Raw genomic sequence first — 13,141 nt, 5'->3', positions numbered from 1 at the left:
GGAACTAACCTGATTTGTAAGTGAGCTTGTGAAGCTTAAGTGAACAGCATTGGAATCTTCCCAATAAAAAAGCCTCCGGTGGTTCGGAGGCAAAAGAAAATCGTCAGGCAAGGCTCAGAACGCAGAGGGGACGATTATCTGGGTTTAACGGATTCAGGTTTCAAAGCGGCATCGACGTCTTCCTGGTTTTGCAAAGTCCATTTCGCAATGGCGGAAACGAGCGCTTCATCGATTTTTCCATACCGAATCTGAATAGTGCCTTTACTCGTCTTAGAGCCGTTGAGTTCGTTTTTAAACTGTTCGATCGCTTCTGGGCCTGGATACAGACCAATATGGTTTTTGAAGCCCGCAAAGTGAATAAGGTTTCGCTTTTTCCAGAATGTCGGCATGCTCCATGAAATCTTTTCGATCGTATTCGGCATTGCCTCACGCAAAATGCGCTGCATCGTTTTCAGATCCGCCTGCCAGGATTCAGGCTGCCTCTGAATGTATTCGTCTACGGTTTCCGGTTTGGATCGAACCGGCGTCTTTTTGTCCCTGGAGGAGGCAGGTCTGGTTTGCTTAGAAACAGGTTTTTCTTCCTTAACGGAAGATGGATCTGTCTGTATCGGTTCAGAAGAACGATCGGTTTTCTTCGACATCTGCCGGTCTTTTAAAACGACGTGCACGCGATCGCCAAAGCTCTTTCCCAGTGCTTTTCTTACCTGCTTGTTCAGGCCGATCAGATAAAACGGCGTTTTCATGCGCACGACCTGACCGGAATAGGGAACGTCATCAAACCGGGCGTCGACTAGCCAGCGGTCTTTTCCCGTCCGTTCGCGTATGTCATAGGGCACTTCAATATAGGCAGCATCCATCGTTCCGTTCTGCAAAATAACGGCATCAAATTCAATTTCCATTAACGATCACCTCATCCATCACAACTAGAGAGTACTCACAAAAAAATCAGCTGGACCTCCGGCCGATTTTTTCGATTTCAAAATCAGGATCCGGAAAGCAGCCGATACGAAACCATGGTCGGCTTGCCGGTCCAGGGATCCTTTTCGATCAGGGCGTCCAGACTGAAAACGTCTTTCAAAACCGGAGCACTCATGATCTGTCCCACATTTCCTTCGTGCAGGATCAGTCCGTCTTTCATGGCGACCAGATAGTCGGAAAAGCGTGCGGCCAGATTCAGATCGTGGATGACGATGACGATTGTCTTCTGCTTTTCCTTATTCAGCCGTTCAAGCAGTTCGAGAATTTCCAGCTGATGCGCCATATCGAGATACGTCGTCGGCTCATCTAACAAAATGAGCGGTGTATCCTGCGCCAGAGCCATCGCGATCCAGACGCGCTGGCGCTGTCCGCCGGAAAGCTGATCCACACTGCGATCGGCCAGTTCCAGCGTCCGGGTGTCTTTCATCGCCTGTTCGACGATTTGGCGGTCTGTTTCGTTCATCGTGCCAAACCCTTTCTGGTACGGATAGCGGCCAAAGCTGACGAGCTCACGGACGCTCAGACCGGCCGGCGCCGTCGGTCCCTGCGGCAGAAGGGCGAGCTGACGGGCGATTTCCTTCGTCCCCATATCTTTCATGTTCTGATTGTGCAAAAGGACTTCACCGCCCTGCAGCGGAAGAATGCGCGCAAGTCCCTTAAGCAGAGTGGACTTGCCGCAGCCGTTTGGGCCGATGATGCTCGTGATCTGCCCCTGCGGAATTTTTACGTTCATTTCGGGAATGATCGTTTTATCGAAATAGCCGATTTTCAGATGCCGGCCTTCCATCGCGTACGCAGACTTCGAATCGGAAGACTTCAAGGTACGATCCGGCATAGATGGATTTACTGTTTCGTTGTGTTCCATAAAGAGACTCCTTTTGGCTTATTCCTTGACGAGCAGGTACAGGAAGTACGGTGCACCCAGCACGGCAGCGGTAATGCCGACCGGCATTTCGTACGGTAGAAACCAGGTACGGGAAATGATATCCGCAAACACCATCAGCACACCGCCGCCCAGCGCGCAGGCGGGAAGCAGATGGCGATAATTCGGACCGACCAGCCGCCGGCAAAGGTGCGGGGCAATCAGACCGACAAAGCTCAGACCGCCGCCGATGCTCGTGCAAAACGCACTCAGCGCAATGGCCCCAATCAGAAACAGACGGGAAGACTTTTTCGTGTCGATGCCAATTCCTGTCGCCAGCGCTTCCCCAAGCATCAGCCCGTTCAGGGTTCGTGAAAAGTAGAAGATCAGCGCCCCGACTACAGTAAGACCGATCGCCAGACGGATGACGTTTGGCCAGTCGGCGCCCCAGATGCTGCCCGCAATCCAGTTTTGGACGAAGGCGTACTGCGAATCGGGCATTCGCAGCATGAGGATGGTCGTCAGGGAAGTGACGGCCAGGGAAATGGCGACACCCATCAGCAGGAGCTTTTTAGGATGAATGCGCCCATGGCTGTACGCCAGACGGTATTCGATCCAGAAAACGCCGCCTGAGCCCAGAAAGGCAAGGATCGGCATCATCAGCGACCAGTTCGTATTGCCGCCCTGAAAGAAGACGATAAAAATCGCGATGGCCAGACCGGCTCCGGCGTTAATGCCAAGAATGCCCGGTTCAGCCATATCGTTGCGGGTAACCCCCTGCAAAACTGCTCCGGAAAGGGAAAGTCCGGCACCGACCAGAACGCAGGCGAGAACCCGGGGAAGACGAATATCGAGCAAAACGGGATTGCCCGCAAACAGCTCCGATAGGGGAATCTGCGCGTAGCCGGCATTCAGATCGAAAAGAATGCCCAGAACGAGCAGAACGGCCATGAGCAGAGGAATCCAGATTTGTTTCTGTTTTTTACGCATCGGTTTCTTCCTCCTTTCGGCTGATCCAGATGAAAGCCGGAACACCGATCACCGCAAAGATCAGGCCGACCGGCGTTTCTGTCGGCGCATTGAGGGTACGGGACAGAATGTCCGCCAGAACCATCATCAAGGCGCCAAGCATCATGGAGCAGGGAAGAATGGCTTCATACCGGCCGCCCGCAATGCGGCGGACGATATGGGGAACGAGAAGACCGACAAAGGCGACCGGGCCAGCAAGCGCAGTACTCGTACCCGCCAGAAGCAGGACGACCAGAATCGTCAGCAGCCGGGAGCGATTGAGATTCAGACCGAGCGAGCGGGCTGCTTCTTCGCCAAGCGAAAGCAGGGAAACCTGTCGGGAAAGCAGAAGGGCCGCAATTAATGCAGCAATTAGGACCGGTGCCGCGATTTTAAGCTGATCCATGCGGATACCCGCCGTACCGCCGGCACTCCAGAAGGTCAGCGACTGTCCGGTATTCGTCAAAATGGAAATGCCCTGGGTCAGCGCGGTTAAGAACATGCTTACCGCAAGACCGGCCAGAACGAGGCGGGTGGCATCCAGTTTTCGATGCTTCAGTAATAGCAGACCGAACACCAGAAAGACGGAAACGGCCGCCCCAAGAAAGGAGACAAAAATCGTCAGACCAAACGTGACATTGGAAAAGAACGCCAGACAGAGCGCCACACCGAAGGAGGCACCCGCGTTAATGCCAAGCAGACCGCTGTCCGCTAAGGGATTTCGCGTCATGCCCTGCATGAGCGCGCCGGCACTGGCCAGACCGGCCCCGACAAGAAGGTCGCCGATCGTTCGCGGCAGGCGCAGTTCCACGACGGCGATTTGCTGGTGACTGGTCAGATCCGGGCGAAAGAGCGCTTCGAGTACGGTCTGCCAGGAAATGTCCGTACTGCCCAGAAAGACAGAAAGGATCGCAGCGAAAACCGCTGCGATCGTAAGAATCACCAGAAAGAAGATCGTTTTCTTCGTACTGGTCTGCATCATTAGTTCTCCTGGAATTTCTCGAAAAATTCGATGAACAGATCGGCCTGCTTATTGAGCGTAATCGGATCGCGATGCATGAAGGCTACCTGTTCATATGGGAACGTCTTGCCGTTCTGTACGGCCGGCAAAGAATTCCAGAGATTGGAAGACGTTACGAAAGCCGGATCGGTACCGTCCAGTACGCCCTACAGAACGAAGTCGCCGGCATACTCGGGCAGAGCTTCCAGAGAAATGACTTTATACGTTTCGTCCCCGTCGACCATGGTGCTCTGAATAGGTTCTGGGGCTTTCAGTCCCCACATGTCATAAAGGATGGATCCGCCCCGGGCAAAGTGAGAGCCCATGGTGTAAATCTGCTGCGGCCAGACTTCGAGAATCGAAACGGTCTGATCGCCGACGATGTTCTGGATTTCTTCCTTTTTGGAATCCACTTTTTCATTGAAGGCTGTGATATAGTCTTCCGCTTCTTTGGATTTGCCTACAAGATCGGCAACGTAGCGGAATGTATCTTCATCGCTGCGCTTGCCGTCCTGAATGTAAACGGTCGGCGCAATTTTTGAATACTTGTCGTAGTCCGCTTCGGTAATGGTGACAATCAGATCCGGCTTGGCTGCCGTAAACTGCTCGAGTGTCGTTTCCGCGGAAGTGATGTTCATCGGTTCGATGCCGTCTGTGAGGCCATCCAGATACGGATTGTTTAAAGCGTACGGAGAAGCAATCACCGGTTTCACATCAACCGCAAGAAACTCGCCAAGATAGTAGTCGCTGACAATGCGCTGCGGATTCACGGGAATTTCCACTTCGCCCTTATCGGTCTGAACCGTGCGCATTTCGGAAGCGGCTGTCGAATTCGAATCATTCGAACTCGAGCATGCGCCCGCAAACAGAGCCATGGAGGCGACAACGAGCAGAAGGATCGCATTGCGCATGACTTTTTTGAATGGGAAGGCTGAACTCATAAATTTACCTGCTTTCTATTCTTTTCTTTTCTGTTTTATCGATCGACCAGAAAAGAGCTGGTTCAGACGATCCCTGCAAAACGTTACTGTTTTGCCTGCCTGACGAGCGGAATCGATTCCGTCCGTTCAAATCCAGAATGGTAAAGATCAGAATGAAAAACCGTTCTTTTCGGTCGAAATTTGCCTTGGATTGATGATTAGTATCGACTAACTATTTTGGAAAGTCAAGCCCGAAGACTTGTTTTTAAATCTCCTCTTACCAGAAAAAAACTCCGCAGAATTCAGTGACCTGCGAAGCAAAAATGATAGTCGTCTTTTTAGAAAGCGAAGAACGCCGGCTATTCGATCCAGCGAATACGCTCTGGATCAAAACGTTCAGTTACATGAACGTCCTGCTTTGGATAGCCAAACGGAACCAGCGCAATCGATTCTAAAGTTTCATCCAGCTGAAGAACATCCGCCATATACTTCATTCGGTCTTTCAAAGGGGCTACGCCAAGGCAGACGCCGCCCAGACCGAGCGCTGTGATTTCCAGAAGCAGGTTTTCGATGCAGATGCCCATGTCGATTTCATTGTAGGGCGGACAGCTGTTCTCCTTGCGACACAGAACGGCAAGCAAAACCGGCGCGCCGGCCGCAAAATGCGAATACGGAGAAATGCCGGCCAGTCGGGTTTTCATTTCCGGATTGGTGATAACTGCAAATTCCCAGGGCTGGCTGTTCATGGCGCTAGGCGCCTGCATGCCGGCTTTGAGAACATCGATAATCTGTTCGCGCGATACGGGCTGATCGGTCCACGCCCGCACGGAAGCGCGTTTAAAAATTGGATTTTCACTGCAGGATTCCATAAGGTTCCTCCCCGGCTCCTGAGGAAATGTCGCAATACGGTAAGAACTGCAGAGCGGCAAAAACGTGCAGGAGCTTCTTTTTTCTTCAGTATAGTTATCGCGCAGGCAAAGCGTAGAGGGAATGAACGAAAAGCACAGACGAGAACGGCGCCTGGAAAGGCGCACGCAGATTGTTTTCAAGTGCTCTCTATCCTGCGCAAAGAAAAACGATGGCCTGTTCTGTCATCGACAGGCCATCGTTTTTAATGCTTTTTAAGTGCTGCAAAGGCGCTTTCGTTGACGGAGAGAACTGCGCGTTCGAGTTCTCTGGCGGAAATTCTTGTGGCGCCATGGGAGAAGACGGAGTTCTGAATGAGGCCGTCGCTCGTGGCGGCAATGCAGTGAAATTTGCCTTTGAGATCCGCGGCCTTCTTTTCAATCCAGGCATCTGCGCTGATGCCGGATGGCGTGTACACAATCGAAGCGGATCCGTTTTTGGAAGAGGAGCCGGGATTGCCTTTGCGGCGGTTGCCGTCAAAGACCACGATCAGCGAATACCCTTTGTACCCCTGGTAGTTGATGAGCAGACTGATCAGCTCTTCGCGCGCATCCGATAAAGAATGCGAGGAAATTTCGCGCAGAGACGGCCATGAGTAAATCATGTTATACCCGTCGACGATCAGAACCGTTGGCAGATGCGAGAAGGTCGTAACCTGCGTTGGTTCGAGCGACAGGTCGGTTCGTTTCTTTTTGGATGGACCGGCTTTTTTCGCGTTCTGGTTGCTGCCGCCGGCGTTCTGGAAGACGCGGTTCAGCTCCTGCGCGGAAACTTTGGACGAGTTGATCGAAATCGAAGAAACCGTCTGGGTATTGTCCACGGGCGGAATGTGCAGGTGGTCTTCCACCTCATCCCATTCGATCGTAAGGCCGACACCGTTCGAGCAGAATACCGATCCCGAAGGATAGAAGCGGTCGAGGCTTTCGTCGTAGCCGATCTGTTCGATGACTTCCTCGGCGTTTTCGCAGCGGTCGTAGCCGTCGTTTTCCACGGAAATATCGGCACGCCCTTTGGAAAGGGAGGCAAGTGTCGTATTCAGATTCATCAGCGTGCTGACCGGACCGCGTCCGGTAATGCGCATTTTTCCCGATTCCATTTCTTCTACCTGAACTTTGGCGCGTCGGGTTTCGAGTTCGTACAAAATGCGGGAAAGATCTTCGGCAGGCGTTGTGATTTCAAAACGGAAAAACGGTTCCAGCAAGACGTTCTGCGCCTTTTTCAGGCCCTGGCGCATCGCCCGGGATGCTGCCTGACGGAAGTCCCCGCCCTGCGTATGTTTCTGGTGAGCGCGGCCGGCGATCAGCGTGACATGAATATCCGTCAGCGCGGATCCGGTCAGAATGCCTTTCTGGACGTGATCCGAAAGGGAAGAGAGGATGAGCCGCTGCCAGTTCAGAGACAAAACGTCGCGGGGAACTTTGGACGAATACGTCATGCCCGATCCGCGTTTGCCCGGTTCGAGCATCAGGTGCACTTCGGCATAGTGGCGAAGCGGTTCAAAATGGCCGTAGCCAAAGACGGTATCGTCAATCGTTTCCTGGTAGACGATTTTCCCGTTTCCAAATTCGCATAAAATACCGGTGCGTTCGTAAATCCGGTTTTTGAGAATTTCTTTCTGAATTTCGCCCATCAGACGGATGGAAATCGTCTGGGACGCTTCATCGAATTCGATCTGAAGCATCGGATCTTCCATCATCATCTGCCGCAGCGGCGCCATCATCGTGACCGGATCTACACCGGCCGGCAAAATCAGTGCGTAGCACAGGGAAGCGCTCAGCTGCGCTTCTTTGCGCGACGTCTCAAAACCGAGTCCGTCGCCAGGTTTCAGATTCTGAAGCCCTTTGACCAGAACGATATCGCCCGCCGAAGCTTCCTTGACGGGACGAATGGACTGTCCGTTCGCCATGAAGAGCTGATCGGCTTTCTGATCGCCGCGCTCATCGTGAATCACATCTTTGGCGTGGAGCGTTCCGCCGGTCAGCTTAAGATGGGCAATCGGCGCCTTGGCGGAATCGAGCGTGATTTTAAAGACGCGCGCCCCAAATTCTTCTGGATATTCCTGTTCTGGCGTATAGGCAAGCAGAGCATCGAGCAGTTCGCTGATGTTTTCGTTTTTCAGTGCGGAGCCAAACAGCACCGGAAATGCCTTGCGCTCCTTGACGGCCTGCGCCATGGACGCGGGGGAGAGGGTTTCGGTCTGTACAAATTCATCGAGCAGCTTTTCGCCGAGCGCCGCAAACTGTTCGATCCAGTCGTCCACGCTCAGATCTACGATTCGGGTATCCAGATTTTTCTCAATGTCCGAAAGCAGTTCTTCTTTGGAATAGGACGTCGCGTCCATCTTGTTGACAAAGAGGATGGACGATACCTGATACGCATCCAGGCATTTCCAGATTGTGCGGGTATGCGACTGTACGCCATCTAATGCACTGATCAGAACGATGGCCGTATCGAGAATGGAAAGCGAACGTTCCATTTCAGCGGAAAAGTCGGCATGGCCCGGCGTATCGATGACATTGATCGTTGTATCCTTCCAGGTGAAGGAAGCCTGCTTGGAATAAATGGTAATTTTTCGTTTTCGTTCCTGCTCGTCAAAGTCGAGAAAGGCGTCCTGATGATCGACGCGTCCAGCCTTGCGGATCTGGCCGGAGGTCAGAAGCATGCTTTCAATACAGGTGGTCTTTCCGGCATCGACATGCGCAAGAATCCCGGTTGTGATGGTTCTCATTTGCATCTTCCTTTCTCTCTATCTTTTTTCTTCATGCGCATCGTCATCGCGGACACATGAAGACGGAGTCAGCGGCTGCAGGCTGTCCCGGTGCAGCGTATCGGTATCGAATACCTTCACCTCACAGTTTTGATAGAATGCGCCGGCATAGGCTTCATTATCCATGCCTTTGAAATAGTTTTCAATCACCCGGCAAATTCCGCCGTGGGTTACGAGAAGAACATTATGCGCCTTTGACGGATACTGTTTCTGAAGCTCGTCGAGAAAGGTGTATACCCGGGCGGCCACATCCAGAAACGATTCCCCGCCTTCAAACGGCTTGAAGTACTGATGCTTTTCTTTCTGGTATTCGGGATCATTGCGCAGAGCGCCTTCAAAAACGCCAAAGTTCTGTTCGATCAAAGCCGGGGCGATTTTCATCGCAAAAGGAAAGCTCGTGTTTTTTGAAATGGCCTCTCCGGTCTGCATGGCCCGTTTCATGGGCGAGCAGTACACGGCGTCAAAGGCAATGTCTTTCAGTGCTTTACCTGCCTGATCGGCCTGCTTTAAACCCGTGTAATTGAGCGGTTCATCCGTTCGGCCCAGAACGCGGTTCTGATGGTTAATATTTGTTTCTCCGTGACGAATCGTATAAATTTTCATGATAAAAGTTCCTTTCTGTCATCGGCTTTCGTCGACGGCCGCAGAGGGATATGGAATTGACTGCAGGAAGGACAAACGCCGTTCAAAAGCGGCTCTGGAAAACGCAGTCAGTTTATAAGGCTGTTTCAAAGACGTTGCTTCATCTGTTTTTAAGGAAAACCGGCAAAATCAGAACGGTCCTTTTAAGCCGGCGAACATTTTGGGACAAAGCGCATGGTCAGCCACCTGACAATCCGTTCCTGCAGGGACTGGTTCTGTTCTTTACTATAACCGGTTGAAGAAAGGCGTGCCGTTTCAAAAACGAAGAAGCCGGCTTGTGCCAGACGGGCCCAATCGAACAGGCCCGCAAATTTTGAGCAAGTATATGAAGGAGGGAAAAAGATGAGAGATTCACACAACGATTTTTTTGGCGGTACCCAATCGTCAGAAGATACAAAGAAAGAAACCGTGTATGAAGAGGATCTGCGTGAAGAAGATCTTTATCTTTTTGAAGATCCGAAAACGGCGACATCTAACGACATAAATTCAGCTGCTCAGCCGTCCAAACCGGTCGTTTTGCGTCCTCTGCCGCAGCAGGCAAAACCGGATCTGTCCAGTACTGCTTCCAGAGAACAGCCAAAACGAAGCGTACCCCAGACGGATTTCCGCTCGCGCAGGGATATGCCGGATATTCCGGCTGATGCGCAAAGCAGCCCATATGGGAAGACATCCAGATCTTCGGACTTTGCAGAAGAAATGGACGAGTATTCAAATCCCTCTTCAGGTTATGATGCAGACCACTGGGATCCCGCCTGTGACGAAGATCGTTACGACATCCATACCGGTCAGGATTCTGACTTTGACGATGCGCCGTACGAAGACGATCAGCCTCTCCTGCAAAGAGAATACACAGAAGACGACAGCCGTTCGCGAAGAAGCCGCCGCTCTTCCAGACGTTCCCGCAAAGACCGGGATCGGGACGATCGCCGCTCATCCAGAGCGCAGGATCGAAAGGAAGCCCGTGCAGCCCGCCGCCGCGAAGACGACGAAGATAAGGAGGACGCATACTTCAATCATCGCCAAAACAGAGAATATGTACAGGACAACGATCCAGAACCGTCTTCACGCAGATCTCGCAGTCGAACAGCGCCATCCGATGAATATGATGACGAGTACGAGACGCATGCCCATTATGAGGACGACCCTCGAGACTCCAGAGACCGCTCCGGCCGTCGAGGGGGAGGCATTCCATGGATTTTGCAGACGGTACTCTATTCGGCTTTAGGCCTTGGCCTCGGCCTTTTTGCCCGCTATATTGATCTTCATCCTTCCGACAGCACGATCCAGTCGCTGGCCGTTTCACTTTCGGATCTTCCGTTCTGGATGATGTGTGCCGTCGGGATCAGCGTCTATTCCAAAAACGGCCTGGCGGCGTTCGCGAACGTTCTGCTGTTTTTCTCCTTCATGGATATTGCCTACTACTGGTATTCCTATCAGTACGATGGAACGCTTCTGATGAAGCTCTTCGTCTTCTGGGGTCTGCTGGGGGCGGCGAGTTCGCTGCTGGCGCCATTTGTGCATTACGCCAAGTCGAAGGGCGTATTCGGCTTTGTGCTTTCTGTACTGATTCTTGCGGTGCAGGCGATTCTGACCGGCTGGTCGGTGATCGGCTGGAACTTTCTCTGGTTCGTCGGCTCGATGCTGTTTCTTTCCCGCAAATCCATATTCATGACGCTGCTCATGGGTCTGGCCGGCGGTCTGCTTGGCATTGGCGTCTGGATGTATCTGCATCAGATCGGCGTGAGCAGTCTGCTTCGCCATTCCACAAGGACCGGTGAAGAATCGGCTTTTATGGTCTGGATTAAGCAGACGGATCTGAGTGTCTGGCTCGAACAGCTTCTGTACCGTCTGGGCATGGTTCCTGGTCAGTAATCAAAAACAATCGGAAACTATCTCTTATTGGTTAACGTTTTCCCTTCGATTTTCTCCCTGTTCTTTCGTTTTTCTGCCCGCTAGTGTGCGCCAGGCACATACAGCGGGCTTTTTGGCGGCACAAAAAAATCCAGCCGCAAAAGGCGACTGGATTGGAAAGTTTCTGAAACCGATTTTTTCGTTATAGCCGTTCGTAACGGACAAAGGGAACCGCCAGGATGAGGGGAGCAGCAGACCTCAGCGGCGAAATAGAGCGCACGACTCGGCACGGTCTGAAAAAGACCTTCCCCGGAAGGAGGCTGCAAAGGAAAGCAGGATGCTAAGGAAAATGGAAAGTCTCGCTCAAAAAAGCGCAAAAAAATCGAACACTGCGAAGTGTTCGATCTGGTTTCAAGTGGTGGATCCTTAGGGATTCGAACCCTAGACCCACTGATTAAGAGTCAGTTGCTCTGCCAGCTGAGCTAAGGATCCATGATTTGTTTTGTCATGAGAACTTGCGCCCTCGTGACTGCCTGAACATAATAACACAGCTGGGCCGGAATGCAATTCCAAAAACAAAAAAATGAAAAAAAGTTGATTTTCAACGGGCGTGTAAAAATTAAGGCGCGTTCGATTCGAACACAGAACAGACACAAAAGAAAACCGATGCATTTGCAATTGAAGAAAGGCTGCCTAAAATGTTAGTTCGTTCGCCGTCCCCTCAAATTGGAAGAGATATTGTGACAGGGTATAATGAAGGCGCGTTTATTAAAGATTGGAAGATATTCATGCGAATTGAACAGATTACTATTGAACAATATGAAAAATTTATCGAAGACAGCCAGTTAGGCTTTGTCTTCCTGCAGATTCCCTCGTACGCGAAACTGTATGACCGTTTCATTCTGGCGGGAATCAATGACGAAAACCGCATTACCCATGCCGTCATCGTTGAACCCAAACCCGCTATGAAGATGTGGAAGTTTGCGTATACTGCCGGCGGCTTTTTAAGCGATGACCGCGCTCATGACGCGGACTTCCTGGAAGAAGCTTCCGAGTATCTGAAAAAGGAAGGCTTCATTCTATGGCGTATTGAATCGTCTGTGGAAGTAAAAGAATACGACCGCGAAGGCGCCGTTGTGGAAGGCGGCTTTGACAACACGAAAGAGCATCTCGCTCTCGCCGAAAAAAACGGATTTCACTGGCACGAATCGCCGTTAGGCACCGATACGAGCCATCAGATTACATGGCAGTCGGTCGTTGAGCTCAAAGACGGCATCAACCAGCACCACAAAGGCTATCAGGGCAAGCTCACTCCGGAAATTCCAAACCGGGACATTGCGGATATCGACAAGCTGATGTCCGGCAGCTCGAGAAAGTATACCCATAAGGCCGAACGCGAAGGCTTTACGCTGACCATCAAGAATCCGTCCGAAATGGAAGAGCAGGACTGGGCCGATATCGAAGGCATGCTTGACAAGTCCGGCGAATACAAGAACTTTGATACCGGATCCGGCGAAAAGCGCCGCGATCTGGCCAGCGCATCCGACGGTTACTGCAAGCTCGTCAAAGTCCACAATGCGGATGGACAGCTGGTTTACGGCGGCTACTGGTACGTAACCAACATGGAAATGTTATGTTACTTCGGCGGAATTGACCGCAGTGCCGTCCGCTATAACCTTTCCGGCTTCATCCATCATGAGATGTATAAGCACGCCCTTGAACTCGGTCTGGAACGCTACAACTACGGCGGAATCAGCGGCTACTTTGAAAAGGGTCAGGACGGCTACGGCAGCTTCTTTTTCAAACGCGAACTCGGTGCGACCGTTGTTCGTACGTTCGGCATTTTCGACAAACCGCTCAACGCGATGGGCAAAATCTTCGAACAGCGCCTGAACAAGTAAATCCGAAAGAAATTCAGCCGGCAATACAGTTCAATCCGGAATACAGGAAGAAACGGGAGCAATCGACAAGCGCTCACGTTCAGACGATTCGCTTTATAAAGCCAGTCGTTTCGATCCTGCAAATTCACAAATCCGATTCACAGAACAGACTTAGAAATCCAGCGGGATGGTCAGTCACACAGGACAGGCCATCCTGCTGCTTTTTTATACCCAGACGAAATAAATACGAATATCCGCTTTCGACATTCATCCGTAAGCGTCAAATAAAAGACGGGTATTTTCTCGACCGCCTCCTTGGGATAATTC

General features: G+C 51.7%; 11 protein-coding genes and 1 tRNA gene. 2 read left to right on the top strand and 10 right to left on the bottom strand.

Translation table 11 applies throughout. The features are described 5' to 3' along the window. Positions 1-134 precede the first annotated feature (134 nt). From Q2J39_RS09150 to Q2J39_RS09110, 9 genes are all read right to left on the bottom strand, one after another. Positions 135-899, bottom strand: coding sequence for a DUF1905 domain-containing protein (locus tag Q2J39_RS09150; RefSeq protein ID WP_288340268.1), 765 nt, complete (start codon positions 897-899; stop codon positions 135-137). 83 nt (positions 900-982) lie between these two features. Next, entirely contained in the window at positions 983-1,843 is an 861-nt protein-coding gene (locus tag Q2J39_RS09145) for an ABC transporter ATP-binding protein (RefSeq protein ID WP_288340267.1), read from the bottom strand. An 18-nt stretch (positions 1,844-1,861) separates the two neighbouring features. Further along, on the bottom strand, positions 1,862-2,830 hold the full coding sequence (locus Q2J39_RS09140; RefSeq protein ID WP_288340266.1) for an iron ABC transporter permease: 969 nt from the start codon (positions 2,828-2,830) through the stop codon (positions 1,862-1,864). Further along, positions 2,823-3,830 carry an iron ABC transporter permease gene (locus tag Q2J39_RS09135; protein ID WP_288340265.1) on the bottom strand — a complete coding sequence of 336 codons (1,008 nt, stop codon included), beginning with the start codon at positions 3,828-3,830 and terminating at the stop codon, positions 2,823-2,825. Before Q2J39_RS09135 ends, Q2J39_RS09140 begins: the two co-directional genes overlap by 8 nt. Continuing rightward, entirely contained in the window at positions 3,830-3,958 is a 129-nt protein-coding gene (locus Q2J39_RS09130) for a hypothetical protein (RefSeq protein WP_288340264.1), read from the bottom strand. Before Q2J39_RS09130 ends, Q2J39_RS09135 begins: the two co-directional genes overlap by 1 nt. Positions 3,959-4,015: 57 nt before the next feature. Then, on the bottom strand, positions 4,016-4,789 hold the full coding sequence (locus Q2J39_RS09125) for an ABC transporter substrate-binding protein (protein WP_288340263.1): 774 nt from the start codon (positions 4,787-4,789) through the stop codon (positions 4,016-4,018). Between the two features lie 338 nt (positions 4,790-5,127). Further along, positions 5,128-5,637: a nitroreductase family protein gene (locus tag Q2J39_RS09120; RefSeq protein WP_288340262.1), complete on the bottom strand. Its 510-nt coding sequence runs from the start codon at positions 5,635-5,637 to the stop codon at positions 5,128-5,130. Between the two features lie 242 nt (positions 5,638-5,879). Continuing rightward, on the bottom strand, positions 5,880-8,402 hold the full coding sequence (locus Q2J39_RS09115; protein ID WP_288340261.1) for a translation factor GTPase family protein: 2,523 nt from the start codon (positions 8,400-8,402) through the stop codon (positions 5,880-5,882). 18 nt (positions 8,403-8,420) lie between these two features. Beyond that, on the bottom strand, positions 8,421-9,044 hold the full coding sequence (locus tag Q2J39_RS09110; protein ID WP_230268283.1) for a histidine phosphatase family protein: 624 nt from the start codon (positions 9,042-9,044) through the stop codon (positions 8,421-8,423). A gap of 381 nt (positions 9,045-9,425) precedes the next feature. On the opposite strand from Q2J39_RS09110, the gene Q2J39_RS09105 reads away from it, so the two are divergent. Continuing rightward, entirely contained in the window at positions 9,426-10,955 is a 1,530-nt protein-coding gene (locus Q2J39_RS09105) for a hypothetical protein (RefSeq protein WP_288340260.1), read from the top strand. A gap of 395 nt (positions 10,956-11,350) precedes the next feature. Here the strand turns inward: Q2J39_RS09105 and Q2J39_RS09100 are convergent. Continuing rightward, a tRNA-Lys gene (locus Q2J39_RS09100) sits at positions 11,351-11,426 on the bottom strand. A 296-nt stretch (positions 11,427-11,722) separates the two neighbouring features. Between Q2J39_RS09100 and Q2J39_RS09095 the strand changes: the two genes are divergently transcribed. Further along, entirely contained in the window at positions 11,723-12,835 is a 1,113-nt protein-coding gene (locus Q2J39_RS09095) for a peptidoglycan bridge formation glycyltransferase FemA/FemB family protein (protein WP_288340258.1), read from the top strand. Positions 12,836-13,141: the final 306 nt, after the last annotated feature.

The sequence above is a fragment of the uncultured Allobaculum sp. genome (genome assembly GCF_948576815.1).
In the GTDB taxonomy this organism is placed as follows: domain Bacteria; phylum Bacillota_I; class Bacilli_A; order Erysipelotrichales; family Erysipelotrichaceae; genus Allobaculum; species Allobaculum fili.
This window is presented reverse-complemented; position numbering and strand designations above follow the sequence as displayed.

What these genes read in the sequence shown, in the direction of transcription:
- Q2J39_RS09150 (WP_288340268.1), bottom strand. Translation starts at nt 899, where the DNA reads ATGGAAATTGAATTTGATGCCGTTATTTTGCAGAACGGAACGATGGAT.
- Q2J39_RS09145 (WP_288340267.1), bottom strand. Translation starts at nt 1,843, where the DNA reads ATGGAACACAACGAAACAGTAAATCCATCTATGCCGGATCGTACCTTG.
- Q2J39_RS09140 (WP_288340266.1), bottom strand. Translation starts at nt 2,830, where the DNA reads ATGCGTAAAAAACAGAAACAAATCTGGATTCCTCTGCTCATGGCCGTT.
- Q2J39_RS09135 (WP_288340265.1), bottom strand. Translation starts at nt 3,830, where the DNA reads ATGATGCAGACCAGTACGAAGAAAACGATCTTCTTTCTGGTGATTCTT.
- Q2J39_RS09125 (WP_288340263.1), bottom strand. Translation starts at nt 4,789, where the DNA reads ATGAGTTCAGCCTTCCCATTCAAAAAAGTCATGCGCAATGCGATCCTT.
- Q2J39_RS09120 (WP_288340262.1), bottom strand. Translation starts at nt 5,637, where the DNA reads ATGGAATCCTGCAGTGAAAATCCAATTTTTAAACGCGCTTCCGTGCGG.
- Q2J39_RS09115 (WP_288340261.1), bottom strand. Translation starts at nt 8,402, where the DNA reads ATGAGAACCATCACAACCGGGATTCTTGCGCATGTCGATGCCGGAAAG.
- Q2J39_RS09110 (WP_230268283.1), bottom strand. Translation starts at nt 9,044, where the DNA reads ATGAAAATTTATACGATTCGTCACGGAGAAACAAATATTAACCATCAG.
- Q2J39_RS09105 (WP_288340260.1), top strand. Translation starts at nt 9,426, where the DNA reads ATGAGAGATTCACACAACGATTTTTTTGGCGGTACCCAATCGTCAGAA.
- Q2J39_RS09095 (WP_288340258.1), top strand. Translation starts at nt 11,723, where the DNA reads ATGCGAATTGAACAGATTACTATTGAACAATATGAAAAATTTATCGAA.